The sequence below is a fragment of the Pseudomonas sp. FG86 genome, from assembly GCF_057808775.1.
On the sequence record NZ_JBMDIS010000014.1, the window covers coordinates 41,535 to 61,021 of the forward strand.

General features: G+C 59.3%; 17 protein-coding genes. 9 read left to right on the forward strand and 8 right to left on the reverse strand.

The window, feature by feature from the left end; all coding sequences use genetic code 11:
- Positions 1–46: 46 nt before the first annotated feature.
- From ACODSV_RS12060 to ACODSV_RS12080, 5 genes are all read right to left on the reverse strand, one after another.
- On the reverse strand, positions 47–2,857 hold the full coding sequence (locus ACODSV_RS12060) for an FAD-binding and (Fe-S)-binding domain-containing protein (RefSeq protein ID WP_150054429.1): 2,811 nt from the start codon (positions 2,855–2,857) through the stop codon (positions 47–49).
- A complete protein-coding gene (locus ACODSV_RS12065) occupies positions 2,854–3,525 on the reverse strand; it encodes a LutC/YkgG family protein (RefSeq protein ID WP_150054430.1) in 672 nt (223 codons plus the stop codon). Before ACODSV_RS12065 ends, ACODSV_RS12060 begins: the two co-directional genes overlap by 4 nt.
- Positions 3,525–4,979 (reverse strand): LutB/LldF family L-lactate oxidation iron-sulfur protein, encoded by a 1,455-nt coding sequence (locus tag ACODSV_RS12070; protein ID WP_150054431.1) that lies wholly within the window; start codon positions 4,977–4,979, stop codon positions 3,525–3,527. The genes ACODSV_RS12065 and ACODSV_RS12070 overlap by 1 nt, the downstream gene beginning before the upstream one ends.
- A complete protein-coding gene (locus ACODSV_RS12075; RefSeq protein WP_041161298.1) occupies positions 4,976–5,800 on the reverse strand; it encodes a (Fe-S)-binding protein in 825 nt (274 codons plus the stop codon). Before ACODSV_RS12075 ends, ACODSV_RS12070 begins: the two co-directional genes overlap by 4 nt.
- Before the next feature lie 134 nt (positions 5,801–5,934).
- On the reverse strand, positions 5,935–7,629 hold the full coding sequence (locus tag ACODSV_RS12080) for a lactate permease LctP family transporter (protein WP_024077455.1): 1,695 nt from the start codon (positions 7,627–7,629) through the stop codon (positions 5,935–5,937).
- Positions 7,630–7,888: 259 nt separating this feature from the next.
- Here ACODSV_RS12080 and ACODSV_RS12085 point away from each other — a divergent pair, with 259 nt between their 5' ends.
- Positions 7,889–8,656, forward strand: coding sequence for an FCD domain-containing protein (locus tag ACODSV_RS12085; RefSeq protein ID WP_024077454.1), 768 nt, complete (start codon positions 7,889–7,891; stop codon positions 8,654–8,656).
- A gap of 36 nt (positions 8,657–8,692) precedes the next feature.
- Here the strand turns inward: ACODSV_RS12085 and smpB are convergent, their stop codons facing one another.
- The gene (gene smpB / locus ACODSV_RS12090; RefSeq protein ID WP_024077453.1) at positions 8,693–9,175 is read right to left on the reverse strand and encodes an SsrA-binding protein SmpB; all 483 of its coding nucleotides are present in this window, start codon (positions 9,173–9,175) and stop codon (positions 8,693–8,695) included.
- A gap of 168 nt (positions 9,176–9,343) precedes the next feature.
- On the opposite strand from smpB, the gene ACODSV_RS12095 reads away from it, so the two are divergent.
- Together ACODSV_RS12095 and ACODSV_RS12100 are read left to right on the forward strand one after the other, a co-directional pair.
- Complete coding sequence (locus ACODSV_RS12095; RefSeq protein WP_024077452.1) at positions 9,344–9,778, forward strand: type II toxin-antitoxin system RatA family toxin; 435 nt, start codon at positions 9,344–9,346, stop codon at positions 9,776–9,778.
- Positions 9,771–10,073, forward strand: a complete 303-nt coding sequence (locus ACODSV_RS12100; protein WP_150054432.1) for an RnfH family protein — start codon at positions 9,771–9,773, stop codon at positions 10,071–10,073. The genes ACODSV_RS12095 and ACODSV_RS12100 overlap by 8 nt, the downstream gene beginning before the upstream one ends.
- A gap of 66 nt (positions 10,074–10,139) precedes the next feature.
- Here the strand turns inward: ACODSV_RS12100 and ACODSV_RS12105 are convergent, their stop codons facing one another.
- Positions 10,140–10,667, reverse strand: coding sequence for an outer membrane protein assembly factor BamE (locus ACODSV_RS12105; RefSeq protein ID WP_024077450.1), 528 nt, complete (start codon positions 10,665–10,667; stop codon positions 10,140–10,142).
- A gap of 98 nt (positions 10,668–10,765) precedes the next feature.
- Here ACODSV_RS12105 and fur point away from each other — a divergent pair, with 98 nt between their 5' ends.
- Positions 10,766–11,170 carry a ferric iron uptake transcriptional regulator gene (fur, locus tag ACODSV_RS12110; RefSeq protein WP_024077449.1) on the forward strand — a complete coding sequence of 135 codons (405 nt, stop codon included), beginning with the start codon at positions 10,766–10,768 and terminating at the stop codon, positions 11,168–11,170.
- A gap of 84 nt (positions 11,171–11,254) precedes the next feature.
- On the opposite strand, the gene recN is transcribed toward fur, so the two are convergent.
- Entirely contained in the window at positions 11,255–12,928 is a 1,674-nt protein-coding gene (gene recN, locus ACODSV_RS12115; protein ID WP_024077448.1) for a DNA repair protein RecN, read from the reverse strand.
- Positions 12,929–13,182: 254 nt separating this feature from the next.
- On the opposite strand from recN, the gene grpE reads away from it, so the two are divergent.
- The 5 genes from grpE to carA all read left to right on the forward strand — a co-directional run bounded on the left by grpE (position 13,183) and on the right by carA (position 19,417).
- Positions 13,183–13,743, forward strand: a complete 561-nt coding sequence (grpE, locus tag ACODSV_RS12120; RefSeq protein WP_024077447.1) for a nucleotide exchange factor GrpE — start codon at positions 13,183–13,185, stop codon at positions 13,741–13,743.
- Positions 13,744–13,845: 102 nt separating this feature from the next.
- Complete coding sequence (dnaK, locus tag ACODSV_RS12125; protein ID WP_024077446.1) at positions 13,846–15,762, forward strand: molecular chaperone DnaK; 1,917 nt, start codon at positions 13,846–13,848, stop codon at positions 15,760–15,762.
- Positions 15,763–16,080: 318 nt separating this feature from the next.
- A complete protein-coding gene (dnaJ, locus tag ACODSV_RS12130; protein WP_024077445.1) occupies positions 16,081–17,205 on the forward strand; it encodes a molecular chaperone DnaJ in 1,125 nt (374 codons plus the stop codon).
- A 10-nt stretch (positions 17,206–17,215) separates the two neighbouring features.
- The gene (gene dapB / locus ACODSV_RS12135) at positions 17,216–18,022 is read left to right on the forward strand and encodes a 4-hydroxy-tetrahydrodipicolinate reductase (protein ID WP_024077444.1); all 807 of its coding nucleotides are present in this window, start codon (positions 17,216–17,218) and stop codon (positions 18,020–18,022) included.
- Between the two features lie 258 nt (positions 18,023–18,280).
- Positions 18,281–19,417 carry a glutamine-hydrolyzing carbamoyl-phosphate synthase small subunit gene (gene carA, locus ACODSV_RS12140; RefSeq protein ID WP_024077443.1) on the forward strand — a complete coding sequence of 379 codons (1,137 nt, stop codon included), beginning with the start codon at positions 18,281–18,283 and terminating at the stop codon, positions 19,415–19,417.
- Positions 19,418–19,487: the final 70 nt, after the last annotated feature.

Below are 19,487 nucleotides of genomic sequence, written 5' to 3' on the forward strand. Positions count from 1 at the left end.
TGCAGATGACTACGCCGGTGCGCAGGGGTTCTGTTTTTTTGCCGGATTAATGCGCCCGTGCCTGGGTGACCCGGTCCACGAGGTACACCAGGCCGTGGTAATCGATGCCGCCATGTTGGCTCAGGCCGATCTCGCAGGTGCGGCTGGTGGAGATACCTTCGCTGCAGTATTGCACCGCCTCCTTGAGCGTTCGCAGGGAATGGGCGTTGAGTTCCGGTGTGGTAAAGCCTTTGTCGCCAGCGAAACCACAGCAATGGATGCCTTCCGGGATCACCACGTTTTTCGAGCAGCGTCGCGCCAGGTCGATCAGTGCCTGGCTTTCCCCCAGGTGTTGGGTGCTGCAGGTGACGTGTACCGCGATCGGCGCTTCCTGCGGTGTGAAGTCGAGGCGGTCCATCAGGTGGGTTCGGATAAAACGCACGGGGTCGTAGAGATCCAGGCGGGTCTCGCCCAGGTCTTGCACCAGGCGCAGGGTGCAGGGGCTGGTGTCGCAGTAGATCGGGTCAAGACCGCCACGGCTGGCGTGGAGCAGGGCGCCGATCAGTTCCTGGCGCTTGTGTTCGGCCTGTTCGGCGTAGCCCTTGGAGGCAAAAGGCTGGCCGCAGCACAGGCTGTCTTGGTTGTCGGGGAGCACGACTTGGTAACCGGCTTTTTCGAGCAGGCCACGGGTTTTGTCATACAGCGACATTTGCTCTTTATCCCCAGCCGCAGGGCCCATGGCGCGCGAGACGCACGCGGCGAGATAGACCACCCGTGGTCGTTCGTCCGTGACCGGAGGGCTGAAGCGTATGGCTTTTTCCGGCTGCGGCATGGCGTTGGTCCATTGCGGGATTTGCCCCTTGGACAGTTGAGTCACTTTGGCCGACAGCCTCGCCAGACGCGGGGCGCCCAGCAGCATGCGGGCGCCATTGGCGACGTGCAGGGTAAAGCGCGCACCTTGCAATGCCGTGGCGAAATGGCTGGCGAGCCATTCGGCGGTTTTCGTATGGTCGGCGTCGCGGGCGCGAAGCTTTTTCACCAGGTCGCCGGTATTGATTCCTACGGGGCAGCGTTGGGCGCATAAGCCGGTGGCCGCGCAGGTATCGATGCCCTGATAGTGGTAGGCCGTTTCCAATTCGGTGGTGTCGACGCCGGCGCGTTTTTTCGCCTGGATGTCACGCCAGATCACGATGCGTTGGCGCGGGCTCAGGGTCAGCCCTTTCGACGGGCACACGGGCTCGCAGAAACCGCACTCGATGCACTTATCCACAAGCTCGTCGGCGGCGGGCAGCGGCTTGAGGTGCTTGAGATGGATTTGCGGGTCGTTGCTGAGCACCACGTCGGGGTTGAGAATGCCATTGGGGTCGAGCAGGCGCTTGAGTTGCCACATCAATTGATAGGCGTCGCTGCCCCATTCCAGCTCGACGAACGGTGCCATGTTGCGACCGGTACCATGCTCGGCTTTCAGCGAGCCGCCAAACTCCACCGCGACCAGTTGCGCGACGTCATCCATGAACGCCTGGTAGCGTGTGACTTCCTCGGCGCTGTTGAAGCCTTGGGTGAACACAAAGTGCAGATTGCCTTCCAGGGCGTGTCCGAAAAGGATGGCTTCGTCGTAGTGATGTTTATCGAACAGCTCAATCAAGCGGTTGACGCCGATGGCCAGTTGCTCGACCGGGAAGGTCACGTCTTCGATGATTACCGTGGTGCCGGTTTTGCGCACGGCGCCGACGGCAGGGAAGGTGTCTTTGCGAATCGCCCACAGGCGGGCGTTTTCCACTGGGTCTTCGCTGAAGTCGACCTGTTTTTCCACCGGGAAAGCGGCCAGGGACGCCATGATCAGCGCCAGTTGTTCGTGGAGCAAAGAGGATGATGCGGCGCGGGATTCAATCAACAGCGCGCAGGCGGTTTCCGACAACTGCTGTACGAACGCGGGCATGCCGGGTTTGTCCTGCACTGAGCGCATGCTGCGTCGATCCAGCAGCTCAACGGCTGAGACTGGCTGGGTTTTCAGGACCGTCACGGCGTTGCAGCAAGTCTCGACATCCGGGAATACGATCAGCGCTGACGCCTTGTGCGGATGATCAATCACGGTGTCGTAGGTGACCGCGCTGATAAAGCCCAGCGTGCCTTCGGAGCCCACCAGGAGATGGCTGAGGATATCCAGCGGTTCATCGAAATCCACCAGGGCGTTGAGTGACAAACCGGTGGTGTTTTTCAGACGATATTTGTGGCGGATCTTTGCAGCCAATTCGGCGTTTGCCCGCGTCTCTCGACCGAGGCTCGCCAGGCGTTCCAGCAGCGCGCCATGCTGTGTGCGAAAGGTCGCGACACTGGCCGGATCTTCAGTGTCCAGGCGGCTGCCGTCAGCCAATACCAGGCGGATGCCGGCCAGGGTGTGGTAGGTGTTTTGCGCCGTACCGCAGCACATGCCGCTGGCATTGTTGGCAACGATGCCGCCGATTTTGCACGCGTTGATCGACGCCGGATCCGGCCCGATCTTGCGCCCGAACGGCGCCAGCCAGGCGTTGGCTTGGGCGCCAATCACGCCGGGTTGCAGGCGGATTTGTGTGCCTTGCCCACGAATCTCACGGCCGTTCCAGTTGTCCCCCAGTACGATCAGCACCGAATCGCTGATGGCCTGCCCGGAGAGGCTGGTGCCTGCCGCGCGGAACGTCACTGGCACATGATCACGCTGAGCCAGTTGCAGCAGCGCCACGACTTCGTCTTCCGACTCCACGCGGATCACCAGTTGTGGGATCAGTCGGTAAAAACTGGCATCGGTACCGAATGCCAGGGTGGAAAGTGGGTCGTCGAAGCGTCGATTGCTCGGGATCAGCTGTGCGACGTCAGTGAGAAAAGCAGCAGGCAGACTCATTGGTCCTCCAGGATCAGCACCACCAGGTCTTTCGGACCGTGGGCGCCATAAGCCAGTACTTGTTCGATGTCGGCGGTCTTCGACGGGCCGGACACCAGCAGGGCATTGGTGGGCATGCCTTGGGCCCAGGCGAATTGGCGCTGGACCTGATAAAAGTTGTCGTAAATCTCACTGGCCTTGAGCAGCGCAAAGTGCACCGGCGGTACCAGGCTCATCAGGCGCGGTTCTTCCCGCGTCGGCCAAAGAATCAGGCTGCCCGTGGCGGCAATCGCTCCGAGGGTAGTGGTCAGGCTGGCCGGTGTCTCGTTAAACAGTTCGGCTTTCCATTCTTCCACCGGCCGGTCATAGGCTTTGAGCACCGGCAGTTGTGGATTGTTCGCCCAATGTTCGGTGATGCGGCGCCCGTGGGGCGTTGTTGGTGCAATCAGCAAGCTGGGCAGGTCGCGTGCTTGCAGCAGTTGTGCGAGCAAGGGCGGCCAGTTGGCGCTGTGGGTGAGGTGGATCTCCGTGTGCACCGCTTCCATCAGCTTGCGCAGTTGCGCGATGCGCTGCTCGGGCGGGTAGGTATAGATCTCGGTTACCAGGGCTTCGTCAAAATGGTCGGGCACCGGTGTAGTGCCTGTCAGGCTTTGGCGCAATTTGTCGAGGATATTCTGCTTGGCGCTCATCAACGTTCTCCCTGTTTGGCCAGATGCTCGCGTGCCAGGTCATGCAGCGAACGGGCGGCGGGTTTCGGCGCGCTATGGTTTTGCGTCCAGGGCCCGACATTGTTCGGTGCCAGAGCGCGCAGGCGAGTCGCGGCCAGGGTGAACAACCGGTACAGCCTCGGTGAGCGATTGAGCAGGGCCCAGGTGTTCCAGATAAATCGTTCTTTGCGTGAATACTTGCTGCCTTGGCCGCGCATCACGGGGTGTGGGCTATTCGGTGCTTTTACATTTTCTTCGCGCAGGCGGCGCAGCAATGCCGGAATCGGGATCTTCACCGGGCACACTTCACCACAGGCACCACACAGCGAGGAGGCACTGGGGTGATCCGGCACTTTCGCCAGGCCGACCATGTGCGGCGTGATGATTTTTCCGATAGGGCCGGGGTACACCTCGCCATAGGTGTGACCACCGATTCGGGTATAGACCGGGCAATGATTCATGCAGGCACCGCAGCGAATGCAGTTGAGTGTCTGGCGCAATTCGCTGTCGGCAAACGCCTGGCTGCGGCCGTTATCCAGTAGCACCAGGTGCACTTCTTTCGGGCCGTCGAGTTCATCGGCCTTGCGCGGGCCGGAGATCATATTGACGTAGGTGGTGATCGGCTGGCCCAGCGCCGAGCGGGTCAGCAGCGATAGCAACGGCACCACGTCGCGCAGGTTTTCAACGACCTTCTCGATGCCCGTCACGGCGATATGCACCGGGGGCACCGTGGTCGACATGCGGCCATTGCCTTCGTTTTCCACCAATAGCAATGTGCCGGTTTCAGCCACGGCAAAGTTGACGCCCGAGACGCCAATATCGGCTTCGAAGAACTTTTCCCGCAGCACGCGGCGACCGATCTGAATCAGTTGGTCGACATCCTGGGTGTATTCCACGCCGAGTTTGTCGTGGAACAGCGACGCGACCTGGCTGGCGTTCTTGTGGATCGCCGGCATGATGATGTGGGACGGTTTCTCATGGTCGAGCTGAACAATGAACTCACCCATGTCCGACTCCAGGCATTCGATGCCTTGGGCGGCGAGCACGTGGTTCATGTCCATTTCTTCGCTGACCATGGACTTGCCTTTGATCACTTGCGTGGCTTCGCGCTTGCGAATGATCGACAGCACGATCGCGTTGGCTTCTGCTGTCGTCTGTGCCCAGTGTACGGTGACGCCGTTACGGGTCAGGTTGGCTTCCAATTGCTCCAGCAGGTCCGGCAACTTGGACAGCGCGCGGGCACGCACCGCGTTGCCGAGGGCGCGCAGGTGTTCACGTTCGTGGGCATCGTTGAAGGACGTTGCCCGTTTGGTCATCAGGGAATCCATTGCCTTGCGAAAGTTGTTTCGCAGTTGCGCGTCGCCCAATGCCTGGTGGGCGCGGGTGCGGAAGTCTTCTGACACCTCGACGGTCGGAATCAGCGCGGCAGGGTTCATCGTCCACCTCCGGTGCGTTGCCACAGGAAGCTGGCCAGGTGTTGACCGCGCAAGGCCGCGTGCTGTTTCTCCAGGGCGCCGTTGATGTTCATCAGGCACCCGCAATCGGCACTCAGTACCTGATGGGCGCCGGACTCCTGCAAGGCCCGGGTCTTGTCGGCCACCATCGCACCGGAAATGTCTGGCATGCGCACGCTGAACGTCCCACCAAAGCCACAGCATTCGCTTTCATGGCTGTGGTCGACGCGCTCGACATTGCGCAGTTGGCCCAGCAGTTCGCGGCCATGGAGGTGGGTGTTCATTTCCCGACGTGCGGAGCATGAGGTGTGCAGGGCGACTTTAATGGGGGCGCCGCTGTCGTTGAGTTGCACCTTGCATACGAACAACAGGAACTCGGCCAACTCATAGGTCCGCGCGGCCAGGGCCCGCACGTGTTGCAGCGTTTCAGGCTCATCCTTGAACAGGTCTGCATAGTGCTCGCGCAACATCCCCGCGCAAGAGCCGGAGGGCACCACTACCGGGTAATTGTCGGTGAACAGTGCCAGTTGGGCGCGCGCCACTTGCCGGGCTTGCTCGGTGTAGCCTGAGGTGTAGGCCGGCTGCCCGCAGCAACTTTGCCCTTGCGGATAGTCCACGCGGATCCCTTCGCGCTCCAGCAGGTGAATCGCGTCCATGCCGGCTTCGGGGTAGAACAAGTCCACCACGCAGGTGCCGAACAGGTAGACCTTCGGTGGTTTTACGCTGGGGTATTCACGTGGCGGGGCCAGAGGCGCTGCGACACGGGTGGCGTTCGGCACAGCGTTGTAAAAAAGCTCGCTCATCAGGCGCATTCTCCGGGTGGTCCCGGTTATCTGTCCGCCAGGGTCGCTTTGCTCTACGACCCTGCAGACAGGTTGTGGAAAGCTGACGCCGAAATCGTTGTTCGGCGTCGGTTTTTACCCTATTGCGTGTGGTCTCAATGCACCAGCATGCCGGTGAACCAGTAGGCCTGGGCCAAGGTGATCAGCCCGACGATGGTGGCGAAGAACAGGCTGTGCTTGAGGGTGAAGCGGAACAGGTCGGATTCCTTGCCGACCAGGCCAGTGGCGGCGCAGGCCACCGCGATCGATTGTGGCGAAATCATCTTGCCGGTTACGCCGCCGCTGGTGTTTGCCGCTACCAGCAAGACGTCGTTGACGCCGATCTGGTGGGCGGTGGTGGCTTGCAACGAGCTGAACAGGGCGTTGGACGAGGTGTCGGAGCCCGTCAGGAAAACCCCCAGCCAGCCGAGGAATGGCGAGAAGAAGGGGAAGGCCGCACCCGTGCCCGCCAGTACCAGGGCCATGGTCGAGGACATGCCGGAGTAGTTGGTGACGAAGGCGAAGGCTAGAACCATGCCGATGGACAGGATAGGCCAGCGCAGTTCGTAGAAGGTCTCTTTTAAAGTGGTAAGACCAGTCTTGATGTCAATCTTGAGTACCAGCATCGAGATCAGCGCGGAGAAGAAAATCGCCGTGCCGGTCGCCGAAATCGGGTCCAGTTTGAACACCGCCGGGATGGCTGTCGGGTTGGTTACGATGGGCGCAACCTTGACGACCAGTTGGTCCAGGTGCGGGATCGCAAAGTTGAACACCCAGCTGTACATCGAGCCGCCCGCGGCGAACATCGCCTTAAAGGGCTTGAGGGTCCAGATGGTTACCAGCACGGTCAGGATCAGGAACGGCGACCAGGCTTTGAAGATCTGGCCCAGGCTAAACGGCGAGGCGACTGTGCTGCGCGGCAGACCGAAGCCGCCGGCACTGGCGGTGACCGCTGCGCTGGAGGTAGCGCCGGCAATCTGTGCGCCAGCAGTACGCTTGGGCTGCCAGACCTTCAGGAACAGGGTCAGAGACACCAGGCTGGCGAGCGCCGAGGTGATGTCCGGCAGTTCCGGCCCGATGAAGTTGGAGGTGAAATACTGGGTGACGGCGAAGCTCAAGCCTGCAACCAGCGCTGCGGGCCAGGTTTCGCGCACGCCGCGCAGGCCGTCCATCATGAATACCAGCCAGAACGGCACGAACAGCGACAGCAACGGCAGTTGACGGCCGGTCATGGCGCCGATCTTGAATGCATCGATGCCCGTGACTTGCCCGGCGACGATAATCGGAATACCGAGTGCGCCGAAGGCTACGGGTGCGGTGTTGGCAATCAGGCACAGGCCTGCGGCGTACAGTGGGTTGAAGCCCAGGCCGACCAGCAGCGCGGCAGTAATTGCCACGGGCGCACCGAAGCCGGCGGCACCTTCGAGGAACGCGCCGAAGCAGAAGCCAATCAGCAGGACTTGCAGGCGTTGGTCGTCGGTGATCGACAGCACTGAGCTGCGGATGATTTCGAACTGGCCGCTCTTGACGGTCAGTTTGTAGAGGAATACCGCGGCCACGATGATCCATGCGATGGGCCACAGGCCGTAGGCGAAGCCGTAGCCAGCTGCGGCCAAGGCCATATCCACCGGCATCTGGAAGGCAAAGATCGCCACCAGGATCGACAACGCCAGGGTAATGCTGCCGGCGACGTGGCCTTTGAGGCGGAACACGGCCAGGGCCAGGAAGAAGAATACGATGGGAATGACGGCTGCCAGTGCGGACAGGCCGAGGCTGCCGAGCGGGCTGTAGAGCTGTTGCCAGGTTTGCATATGGGGTGGCCCCTAATTGTTGTTGGTCAGGCACTTCAGTCGGCGTGGGTAATTGGTAAGACCAATTTACAGCCGCTGTTGGCTAGAGTAAAAGCCTGGATAGCGGTGTGTCAATTTGCCGCCTGCGAAACTTTGGTCGTAGGGGCGCGTGCCGGTGCTCTGATCGGATGAATCGAGAGCGCTCTGATAGGTGCCGCAAGTGCGGCGATAGGCCAGAATAGAGGCCCCGGCGAGTGGTCGGGATCGTGGAGAGTGAGTTATGGGGTTTGATCAGGTGCGTCAGCGCCGTTTGTCTGACGATATTGTCGAGCAGCTTGAGGGCATGATCCTTGAGGGCACGCTCAAGTCGGGCGAGCGGTTGCCGGCCGAGCGCGCTTTGGCTGAGCAGTTTGGGGTTTCGCGCCCGTCGCTGCGCGAGGCGATTCAGAAGCTGGCGGCCAAGGGGTTGTTGGTCAGCCGCCAGGGTGGTGGCAATTATGTGGCTGAGTCCTTGGGCTCGACGTTCAGCGATCCGCTGCTGCATCTGCTGGAGAACAACCCCGAGGCTCAGCGTGATCTGCTGGAGTTTCGCCAGACCCTTGAAGCCTCTTGCGCTTACTACGCGGCGTTACGTGCTACCGAGGTCGACCGTGAGCGGCTGACGGCTGCTTTTGAAGCGCTGCAGGATTGTTATGCGCGCGACGATAAAGTGAGCCGGGCCGAGGAGGGGGCTGCTGATGCGAGGTTCCATCTGGCCATTGCCGAGGCGAGCCACAATGCTGTCTTGTTGCACACCATTCGTGGTTTGTTCGATCTGCTCAAGCGTAACGTGGTCACCAATATCGGCGGGATGTACCAGCAGCGCACGGAAACCCGCGACATGCTGATCAGTCAGCACCGGGATCTGTACCTGGCGATTATCGAAGGGCGGGCCGAGCAGGCGCGCGAGGTCTCAACCCGTCACCTGCTGTATGTGCAGGAGGTGTTGGAGGAAGTGCGTCAGGAAGTTCAGCGTATGGCCCGGGCGGAGCGACGCAAGGGCATGTAGCTTGGGTGGGGCGCCCAAGCTACGGCGTCACCAGGATTATTCTTCCTTGCCCTTGTTGCGCACGGCGCGATGCAGTTCACGATTGGAATCGCGTTCGCGCTCGGTGTCACGCTTGTCGTATTCCTTCTTACCCTTGCCCAGGGCGATCTCGCACTTGACCAGGTGCTTGCTCCAGTACCAGGACAGGCAGACGCAGGCATAGCCTTTCTGCTGTACGGCGGCAGCCAGCTTGTCGAGTTCGCGGGCATTGAGCAGCAGCTTGCGTGTGCGTACCGGGTCGGCAATCACGTGAGTGCTCGCGGTAGTCAGCGGGGTGATATGACTGCCCAGCAGCCATGCCTCGCCATCCTTGAGCAGCACATAACTGTCGACCAGTTGCAGCTTGCTGGCGCGCAGACTTTTTACTTCCCAGCCGGCCAGGACCAGACCAGCCTCGAACCGATGTTCGATGAAGTAATCGTGTCGCGCCTTTTTATTTTGCGCGATGGTCCCTGTGGGGTGTTTCTTTTGTTTAGCCATAGGGGCGGCATTATAGGGAGTTGCGAGCGTGTCGGCTACGGTCAACCTGTGTGCTTGAGCGTGTTGGACGAATCCCGGACAATGCCGGCAGTTCTTTGGTTTTTTTCTCTCGCGGATCGGGCTGTTCTTTCGCGATGTTTGCCGCTCAGCTGTGGAAGTAACGCTCACATGACGACGCATATTCAACGTTCGGCCCTGCTGCCTTATCCGGCTCAGGCGCTTTATGACCTGGTCAACGACGTGGCGCGTTACCCGGAATTCCTGCCCTGGTGCTCGACCGCTGAGGTGAAGGAGAGCAGTGACGAGCACATGGTTGCCAGTGTTGGCGTGGCCAAGGGGGGGCTCAGCCAGCACTTTGTTACGCGTAATGTGTTGGTTCCGGGAAAATCCATCGAGATGAACCTGCAGGAGGGGCCCTTCACTCAATTACATGGTGTATGGGTATTCAAGGCCCTGACTGAGAAAGCCTGCAAGATCAGCCTTGATCTGTCGTTTGATTACGCTGGGCCCATTGTGCGGGCAACGCTGGGGCCTCTGTTCAATCAGGCGGCCAATACTCTGGTGGACGCGTTCTGTGAGCGGGCCAAGCAACTGCATGGTTGAGATTGAGGTGGTGCATGCCGCCGTGGATCGCCAGGTGTTGCTGACGGTGAAGGTGCCGGCGGGGACTGGTCTGCGAGCGGCGGTCCAGGCGTCGGGGATCGGATTGCAGTTTCCTGGGTTGGACCTTGCTGGTTGCCCATTGGGTATATTCGGTAAGGTCGTGGCGGACGCCGATGTGCGCGCCGTTCAGCCGGGTGACCGTATCGAAATTTACCGCCCCTTGCTGGCCGACCCTAAAGAGGTGCGCCGGCTGCGTGCGGCCAAGGCAGCGCTGGCCAGGAAGCAGGGGAAGTAGGCTTGTCGATTACTGATAGGCAACAAAAAGCCCGGCACGCCGGGCTTTTTGTTGAGCGCCGCAAACTTACTGCGGGCTGGTATCCAGAGGCTGTGGCGTCGGGACTGGAACAGTTTGCACGCCGTCGACGTCCTTCTGGATCTTGTCGAGCAAGGAGCCGGGCTTGGCCGGTACCTCGGACTTCGGCTTCTCGCTTTCCTGCGCAGGCGCAGTCACGTTGGTACCGTTGTCTTTGCCCAGCAAGGCTTCATCACGGCTTACACCGGGCATGAAGTCACCGGACAGGCTGACGAGCTGGTCATTGCCATTGAAGATGACGCTGACGCGCTCCTGCTGGCGTTCACCGCCACCAGGCTGGATGCTGTAGAGATAATCCCAGCGATCGGCATGGAAAGTGTCAGTCAGCAGGGGATTACCCATGATAAACCGTACTTGCCGTCGGGTCATTCCCGGACGTAACTGGTCTATCATGTCCTGCGTGACGACATTGCCCTGCTGGATGTCGATTTTGTAAACCCCGGGGAATGAACAACCGGCGAGTGCGAGCAGTCCCACAAAGGTGAAACTGGTTAGCAAGAGCTTGGTGTTTTGCATCGGTGGGCGACTTCCACTATCTTGGCTGGGACAACGTAAACGCCGATCATACCCGTATTAAGAGAAGCTGCGAAGCAGCATCCGCGAGAAAGCTAACCATGGTTGAAAATAGCGAACTACGCAAAGCCGGTCTTAAAGTGACTCTGCCACGAGTCAAGATTCTACAAATGCTCGATTCTGCTGAGCAGCGCCACATGAGTGCCGAAGATGTTTACAAGGCGCTGATGGAGTCTAATGAGGACGTTGGCCTGGCCACGGTTTACCGTGTGCTGACCCAGTTTGAAGCCGCAGGGCTGGTGGTTCGTCATAATTTCGACGGCGGTCATGCGGTGTTCGAATTGGCTGACGGTGGTCATCACGACCACATGGTTGACCTGGATACCAATGAGGTTATCGAGTTCACCAGTCCGGAAATCGAGAAGCTCCAGAAGGCTATCGCCGAAGAGCATGGTTTCGATTTGGTGGACCACAATCTGGTGCTGTACATCCGTAAGAAAAAGTAAAATTCGACGCAGACGTGTTCTGCAAACGAATGAAGGCGACCCTAGGGTCGCCTTCGTGCTGTCTTAAGAAAGGAAATGTTCGGCTTAGGCTTTCGCAGCCACGACCATTTTTTTCGCGTGAGCCAAGGACTCCTTGGTCAAGTCAATACCGCCCAGCATGCGCGCCACTTCTTCCACTCGCTCTGACTTGTTCAGCTTGGACACAGCGGTATGGGTCTTATCGTTGCCTCGCACTTTATGCACAAACAAGTGCTGATGCCCTTGGGCGGCCACTTGCGGCAAGTGGGTCACCGTCAGCACCTGGCCGCGATCCCCCAGGCGACGGAGCAATTGACCCACGATTTCGGCGGTCGGTCCGCCAATGCCGACGTCCACCTCATCGAATACCAGCGTCGGGACGCGTGAAGTCTGGGCCGTAATCACCTGGATCGCGAGGCTAATCCGCGAAAGCTCACCCCCCGAGGCCACTTTTGCCAACGCTTTGAGTGGTTGTCCAGGGTTGGCGCTGACCAACAGTTCCACCTGCTCAAGGCCGTGGGGTTGCAGTTCATCGCTGGTATTGGTGTGCAGTTCAATGCTGAAGCGCCCACCCGGCATGCCGAGGCGCTGGATTTCCTGCTCTACAGCACTGGCCAGGCTGGTCGCTGCCTGCTGGCGAAGATCGCTCAATTCGCGAGCCTTCTCCTGGTAATGGCGAGCGAAGGAGGCGAGTTCGTCGCCCAGCCGCTCAATGGATTCGTCGTTCGCGTTCAGGGTTTCGATTTCATCCAGCAGTTTCTGCTGCATGGCCGCCAATTCGGTAGGCTGGATTCTATGTTTGCGCGCCAGGGTGTAGATGGTGTCCAGGCGTTCTTCTATTTCCTGCAAGCGTGCTGGGTCGGCGTCGAAGTGATCAAGGAAGCGGTTGAGTTCGCCCACGGCCTCCTCGACCTGGATCTGCGCACTGGTCAGCAGGGTGGTGGCCTCGTTCAGCGAGCCGGACGCATTGTTCACGCTGGATAGCCGATTGAGGCTGGCCGTCAGCGCGTTGAGTACATTGCCCGAATCACTTTCACTGCATTGCTCTACGACTTGCCTGCAAATAGCCAGTAGCGTTTCGGCGTTGGTGAGGTTCTTGTGTTCCTGTTCGAGCTGTTCCAGCTCGGTTTCGCCAAGGCCCAGGCTTTCGAGTTCTTCGAGCTGATAGCTGAGCAGTTGATGGCGCGCGCGTTGTTCGTCGCCGGAGTTGGAGAGTCGCTCCAGTTCCAGGCGGGTCTGGCGCCAGCGTTGGGCGGCCAGGAGAACCTGGCGGGCGAGGTCTGTGGCGCCGGCGTATTCATCGAGCAGGCGGCGATGGGTGTCGGTTTTCAGCAAGGATTGGTGTTCGTGCTGGCTGTGGATATCGATCAGCAGCTCACCCAGGGCCTTCAGGTCGCCAAGGGGGCAGGGGGTGCCGTTGATATAGCCGCGGGAGCGCCCTTCGGCCGTGATGACTCGGCGCAAAATGCAGGGGCCTTCATTATTAAGGTCGCGTTCGGCGAGCCAGGCTTCCGCCTCGGGGATGTCCGCCAGGTCGAAGGTGGCCAGGATGTCGGCCTTGTCCGCACCGGGGCGCACTACGCCGCTGTCGGCACGGTCGCCGAGGGCCAGGCCCAGGGCGTCGAGCATGATCGACTTGCCGGCGCCGGTTTCGCCTGTGATTACGCTCATCCCGCGATCCAGTTCGAGATCCAGATGTTCAACGATGGCGTAGTTATGTACGGACAGGTGCACGAGCATGACGGCCGCTCCCAGGCTTTAGGTCTGGTTATTTATACAGTGTTTTGTTCTGGGCTGACAATCCTGACGCTTAGCTCGATTTGCTTGAATGTGGGATTTTTTTAGTGCGATGGGGAATGAGCGTGCAGGAGTTGATCTGGAGCAATTGAAAGACTTTTGGTAAGGCTTGCGCCCTTGAACCTGGAAATTGTGGCCCCATATACCGGAACAGAAGCGCGAGTTGAGTTCGCGCATGATTTTGAAAGGAGAAATCTATGGCTGACGAACAGACGCAGGATACGCAAACTCCAGACGCCAATCCGGCGGCCGGTGATGAGCTGGCGACCCGTGTACAAGTGCTCGAAGAGCAATTGGCCGCTGCGCAGGATCAGTCTTTGCGTGTTGCCGCCGATCTGCAGAACGTCCGCCGTCGTGCCGAGCAGGACGTGGAGAAGGCTCATAAATTTGCGCTGGAAAAATTCGCCGGTGATCTGTTGCCGATCATCGACAGCCTGGAGCGTGGGCTGGAGTTGTCTAACCCGGATGACGAAAACATCCGTCCGATGCGCGAAGGGATTGAGCTGACCCTGAAAATGTTCCAGGACACCCTGAAGCGTTATCAGTTGGAAGCTATCGATCCACAAGGCGGCGAGCCGTTCAGCGCCGAGCATCACCAAGCCATGGCCATGCAGGAAAGCCATGACCTGGAGCCTAACAGCGTGTTGAAAGTGTTCCAGAAGGGTTACCAGCTCAATGGTCGCCTGTTGCGCCCGGCAATGGTGGTGGTGAGCAAGGCGCCAGCACCTGTTGCACCTTCTATTGATGAGCAGGCTTGAAATTTGCCGTAAGGCCCCCATCTATAAGTCAAGCGATTAAGTGCTACCGCAGTTAGCTACCACTGCTGCGGCATCCAAATTCAAGTTTCGGGAGAGTAAATCATGGGCAAAATTATCGGTATCGACCTGGGGACCACCAACTCCTGCGTCTCTGTGCTGGAAAACGGCGTTGCAAAAGTTATCGAAAACGCCGAAGGCGCGCGTACCACGCCGTCGATCATTGCTTACGCCAACGACGGTGAAATCCTCGTTGGTCAGTCGGCCAAACGTCAGGCTGTGACCAATCCGCATAACACCCTGTACGCGGTGAAGCGTCTGATCGGTCGTAAGTTCGAAGAAGAAGTCGTACAGAAAGACATCAAGATGGTCCCTTACAAAATCGCCAAGGCCGATAACGGTGACGCCTGGGTTGAAGTAAACGGCCAGAAAATGTCGCCGCCGCAAATCTCGGCTGAAATCTTGAAAAAGATGAAGAAAACTGCCGAAGACTACCTCGGTGAAGCGGTGACCGAAGCGGTGATCACCGTTCCGGCCTACTTCAACGACAGCCAGCGCCAGGCGACCAAGGATGCCGGCCGCATCGCGGGCCTGGACGTTAAACGTATCATCAACGAACCCACTGCCGCTGCACTGGCTTACGGCATGGATAAGGCCAAGGGCGATCACACCGTCATCGTTTATGACCTGGGTGGTGGTACCTTCGACGTTTCCGTTATCGAGATCGCTGAAGTTGACGGCGAGCACCAGTTCGAAGTGTTGGCCACCAATGGTGACACCTTCCTCGGTGGTGAAGACTTTGACATTCGTCTGATCGACTACCTCGTTGACGAATTCAAGAAAGAAAGCGGCATGAACCTCAAGGGTGACCCGCTGGCCATGCAGCGCCTGAAAGAAGCCGCTGAGAAAGCCAAGATCGAGCTGTCTTCCGCTCAGTCGACCGACGTTAACCTGCCGTACATCACTGCAGATGCTACCGGTCCTAAGCACTTGAACGTGAAGATCTCGCGCGCCAAGCTGGAAGCGCTGGTTGAAGACTTGGTTCAGCGCACCATCGAGCCTTGCCGTATCGCGCTGAAAGACTCCGGCATCGACGTTGGCGCGATCAACGACGTGATCCTGGTTGGCGGTCAGACCCGTATGCCACTGGTTCAGAAGCTGGTTACCGAGTTCTTCGGCAAGGAAGCACGTAAAGACGTGAACCCGGACGAAGCGGTTGCCATGGGTGCTGCGATCCAAGGTGCGGTATTGGCCGGTGACGTGAAAGACGTGCTGCTGCTGGACGTGAGCCCGCTGACCCTGGGTATTGAAACCATGGGTGGCGTGATGACGGCGCTGATCGAGAAAAACACCACGATTCCTACCAAGAAATCGCAAGTGTTCTCGACTGCCGATGACAACCAGGGCGCCGTGACCATCCATGTGTTGCAAGGTGAGCGTAAGCAGGCTGCGCAGAACAAGTCCCTGGGCAAGTTCGACCTGGCCGAGATTCCACCAGCGCCACGTGGCGTGCCACAAATCGAAGTGACCTTCGACATCGACGCCAACGGCATTCTGCACGTAGGCGCCAAGGACAAGGCCACCGGCAAGACTCAATCGATCGTGATCAAGGCCAACTCCGGCCTGTCCGAGGAAGAAATTCAGCAGATGATTCGCGATGCTGAAGCCAACTCCGAAGAAGATCGCAAGTTCGAAGAGCTGGCCGCTGCGCGTAACCAGGGTGATGCCCTGGTTCACTCGACACGCAAAATGGTCGCTGATGCTGGCGATAAAGTAACTGCCGAAGAGAAGGCTGCGATCGAAGCTGCCGTGGTTGCCCTGGAAGCCGCTGTTAAAGGTGACGACAAGGCTGCCATTGAAGCCAAGGTCGAGGAACTGTCGAAGGTTTCCGCTCCAGTTGCCCAGAAAATGTACGCCGAGCAAGGCCAGCCAGCTGAAGGCGCTGCGCAACACGCAGAGCCTGAAGCCAAGCACGACGACGTTGTCGATGCCGAGTTCGAAGAAGTCAAAGAGCAGAAGTAATCTGCTTGGCCGGTTGACCGCTATCAAGCGGTGACTGGTAGGATGTCGCCGCGCGGGAGCTTGCTCCCGCGTTGGTGTGTCTGGGGTATGCGAATTTTTTACAGCATGCGACAGCGTTCGGATGCTGGCGGTGTGATCGGGAATGCTCCTGCTTCCTGGGCGACAGTCACCGCGTTTTTGGCCGGGTCCCTGGCTGAAAGCAGTTATGACCAGGATCGTTGAATTGACGTGAGTTGGGTCCGGGCCTGTATTGGGGCTCAACGAGTTTGGCAGGGCTCAGGAGGGTCTGGCCGAACGTCCTTAAGAGTGTAAAGACTTATGGCAAAGCGTGACTATTACGAAGTATTGGGTGTGGAGCGTGGCTCCAGCGAGGCGGACCTGAAAAAGGCTTACCGTCGCCTGGCGATGAAGCACCACCCGGACCGTAATCCGGATAACAAAGAATCCGAAGAAATGTTCAAAGAGGCCAACGAGGCCTACGAATGCCTGTGTGATCCCAACAAGCGTGCGGCCTACGACCAGTATGGTCACGCCGGCGTCGACCCGAGCATGGGTGGCGGCGGAGCCGGCTTCGGCGGTCAGAACTTCTCCGATATTTTCGGCGATGTGTTCAGTGACTTCTTCGGCGGTGGCCGCGGTGGCCAGCGGGGTGGTGCCCAGCGGGGCAGCGACCTGCGCTACACCCTGGAGCTGAACCTGGAAGAAGCCGTGCGCGGCACCAGCGTCAATATCCGCGTGCCGACGCTGGTCAACTGCAAGCCGTGCGACGGTTCGGGGGCTAAGAAAGGCTCCTCGCCGATCACCTGCCCGACCTGTGGCGGTATCGGTCAGGTGCGCATGCAGCAGGGCTTCTTCTCGGTGCAGCAGACCTGCCCGCGTTGCCATGGGCAGGGCAAGATCATTTCCGACCCGTGCGACTCCTGTCACGGCGAAGGCCGCGTCGAAGAGTACAAGACGCTGTCGGTGAAGGTGCCTGCAGGCGTGGATACCGGCGATCGCATTCGTCTGTCGGGCGAAGGCGAGGCGGGGACCCAGGGTGGTCCGACGGGCGACCTGTATGTGGTGATCAATGTGCGCGAGCACTCGATCTTCCAGCGCGACGGCAAGCACCTGTTCTGCGAAGTGCCGATCAGCTTTGTCGATGCAGCCCTGGGTGGTGAGTTGGAGATTCCGACGCTGGATGGTCGGGTCAAGCTCAAGATTCCTGAGGGGACGCAGACCGGTAAGCAGTTCCGTATCCGTGGCAAGGGCGTTGCGCCGGTGCGTGGTGGTGGTGCCGGTGACTTGATGTGCCGTGTGGCGGTGGAAACTCCGGTCAACCTGGGTCGTCGTCAGCGAGAGTTGCTGGAAGAGTTTCGCAGTTCGTTGGAAGGTGATGACTCCCATTCGCCGAAGACCACGGGCTTCTTCGATGGCGTGAAGCGCTTCTTCGGCGACCTGTAAGGAGTTGAGTATGCGACGTATAGCCGTAATGGGCGCTGCCGGGCGCATGGGCAAGACGCTGGTCGAGGCGGTGCAGCAGCGCTCGCCGGCCTCCGGGTTGACGGCGGCGATCGTTCGCCCTGGCAGCACGCTGATTGGTGCGGATGCGGGTGAATTGGCCTCGTTGGGGCGCATTGGTGTGTCGTTGTCCGGCAATCTGGAGCAGGTGGCTGATGAGTTCGACGTACTGATCGACTTCACCCTGCCGGACGTGATGCTGAAGAACCTGGCGTTCTGTCGCAAGGCAGGCAAGGCCATGGTGATCGGTACGACGGGCTTGAGTGCCGAGCAGAAGCAGTTGCTGGTGGCGGCGGGCAAGGATATTCCGATCGTGTTTGCCGCTAACTTCAGTGTGGGTGTGAACCTTTCGCTCAAGCTGCTTGATCTCGCAGCTCGCGTGCTGGGGGATGAGGCGGATATCGAAATCATCGAGACCCATCACCGGCACAAGATCGATGCGCCCTCGGGCACCGCGTTGCGTATGGGGGAGGCTATTGCCGATGCGTTAGGTCGCGACCTGTCGAAAGTGGCGGTATACGGCCGTGAAGGTCATACCGGCGAGCGTGCGCGTGACACCATCGGCTTCGCTACCGTTCGCGGTGGTGATGTAGTTGGCGATCACACTGTGTTGTTCGCATCTGAAGGCGAGCGCCTTGAAATCACGCATAAGGCGTCCAGTCGCATGACGTTTGCCAAGGGGGCGGTACGTGCTGCGCTCTGGTTGGACGGTCGCGAGCCGGGGCTTTACGACATGCGCGATGTGCTGGATCTGCACTAATCGATAGCTAAAACGGGGCTTCAGGATTATCCTGAGGTCCCGTTTTACCCGCTAAGCGACGTCCTGTCGCATTCTCCTGCCTTTAAGGCTCATTAGCGGTGGACCAAAAAAGCCTTTTTCTGTAAGCTACAGCTTTAGTGTGTCCACTAAAAGCGCGCAGAATAATTCAGTGAAGAAGCGGGGTGACGTGTCCATACGTCACTCCGCTTTTTTACAACCTGCGATCGCCCTTTCAGGCTTTATTTACGGGAGGTCTTCTTGACTAAGCCAGCCATACTCGCCCTTGCTGATGGCAGCATTTTTCGCGGCGAAGCCATTGGAGCCGACGGTCAAACCGTTGGAGAGGTAGTGTTTAACACTGCCATGACCGGCTATCAGGAAATCCTTACCGATCCTTCCTACGCCCAACAGATCGTGACCCTGACCTATCCGCACATCGGCAACACCGGTACTACACCGGAAGACGTCGAGTCTGATCGTGTCTGGTCGGCGGGCCTGGTGATTCGTGACCTGCCTCTGGTTGCGAGCAACTGGCGTAATACGATGTCGCTATCCGATTACCTGAAAGCCAACAATGTTGTGGCGATCGCCGGTATCGATACGCGCCGTCTGACACGCATCCTGCGTGAAAAAGGTTCGCAGAACGGCTGCATCATGGCCGGTGACAATATTTCCGAAGAAGCAGCGATCGCCGCAGCGCAAGGTTTCCCTGGCCTCAAGGGCATGGACCTGGCGAAAGTCGTCAGCACCAAGGAACAGTACGAGTGGCGCTCCACTGTCTGGGACTTGAAGACCGACAGCCACGCGACCATCGACGCGGCTGATCTGTCGTATCACGTGGTCGCCTATGACTACGGCATCAAGTACAACATCCTGCGCATGCTGGTCGAGCGTGGTTGCCGCGTGACCGTGGTGCCGGCGCAAACCCCAGCCAGTGACGTGCTGGCCCTGCAACCGGATGGTGTGTTCCTGTCCAACGGCCCCGGTGACCCTGAGCCATGCGACTATGCCATCAAGGCCATCAAGGACGTTCTGGAGACCGACATTCCGGTGTTCGGTATCTGCCTGGGGCATCAACTGCTGGCCCTGGCCTCTGGCGCCAAGACCTTGAAAATGGGGCATGGCCATCACGGCGCCAACCACCCCGTACAAGACCTGGATACTGGCGTTGTGATGATCACCAGCCAGAACCACGGTTTTGCGGTGGACGAAGCGACTTTGCCGGGTAATGTCCGCGCGATTCATAAGTCGCTGTTCGACGGCTCCCTGCAAGGCATCGAGCGCACCGACAAGAGTGCGTTCAGCTTCCAGGGCCACCCTGAAGCGAGCCCGGGCCCGAACGACGTAGCGCCGCTGTTCGACCGTTTCATCAATGAGATGGCCAAGCGACGCTGACTGAGTGGCTTGCGGGCGGCCCCGAATGTCGGTGGCCCCCGCAGGCTCTTCAAGGATTGTTCAAGACGGC

Coding starts and splice junctions, on each gene's coding strand:
- ACODSV_RS12060 (WP_150054429.1), bottom strand. CDS start 2,857: ATGAGTCTGCCTGCTGCTTTTCTCACTGACGTCGCACAGCTGATCCCG.
- ACODSV_RS12065 (WP_150054430.1), bottom strand. CDS start 3,525: ATGAGCGCCAAGCAGAATATCCTCGACAAATTGCGCCAAAGCCTGACA.
- ACODSV_RS12070 (WP_150054431.1), bottom strand. CDS start 4,979: ATGAACCCTGCCGCGCTGATTCCGACCGTCGAGGTGTCAGAAGACTTC.
- ACODSV_RS12075 (WP_041161298.1), bottom strand. CDS start 5,800: ATGAGCGAGCTTTTTTACAACGCTGTGCCGAACGCCACCCGTGTCGCA.
- ACODSV_RS12080 (WP_024077455.1), bottom strand. CDS start 7,629: ATGCAAACCTGGCAACAGCTCTACAGCCCGCTCGGCAGCCTCGGCCTG.
- ACODSV_RS12085 (WP_024077454.1), top strand. CDS start 7,889: ATGGGGTTTGATCAGGTGCGTCAGCGCCGTTTGTCTGACGATATTGTC.
- smpB (WP_024077453.1), bottom strand. CDS start 9,175: ATGGCTAAACAAAAGAAACACCCCACAGGGACCATCGCGCAAAATAAA.
- ACODSV_RS12095 (WP_024077452.1), top strand. CDS start 9,344: ATGACGACGCATATTCAACGTTCGGCCCTGCTGCCTTATCCGGCTCAG.
- ACODSV_RS12100 (WP_150054432.1), top strand. CDS start 9,771: ATGGTTGAGATTGAGGTGGTGCATGCCGCCGTGGATCGCCAGGTGTTG.
- ACODSV_RS12105 (WP_024077450.1), bottom strand. CDS start 10,667: ATGCAAAACACCAAGCTCTTGCTAACCAGTTTCACCTTTGTGGGACTG.
- fur (WP_024077449.1), top strand. CDS start 10,766: ATGGTTGAAAATAGCGAACTACGCAAAGCCGGTCTTAAAGTGACTCTG.
- recN (WP_024077448.1), bottom strand. CDS start 12,928: ATGCTCGTGCACCTGTCCGTACATAACTACGCCATCGTTGAACATCTG.
- grpE (WP_024077447.1), top strand. CDS start 13,183: ATGGCTGACGAACAGACGCAGGATACGCAAACTCCAGACGCCAATCCG.
- dnaK (WP_024077446.1), top strand. CDS start 13,846: ATGGGCAAAATTATCGGTATCGACCTGGGGACCACCAACTCCTGCGTC.
- dnaJ (WP_024077445.1), top strand. CDS start 16,081: ATGGCAAAGCGTGACTATTACGAAGTATTGGGTGTGGAGCGTGGCTCC.
- dapB (WP_024077444.1), top strand. CDS start 17,216: ATGCGACGTATAGCCGTAATGGGCGCTGCCGGGCGCATGGGCAAGACG.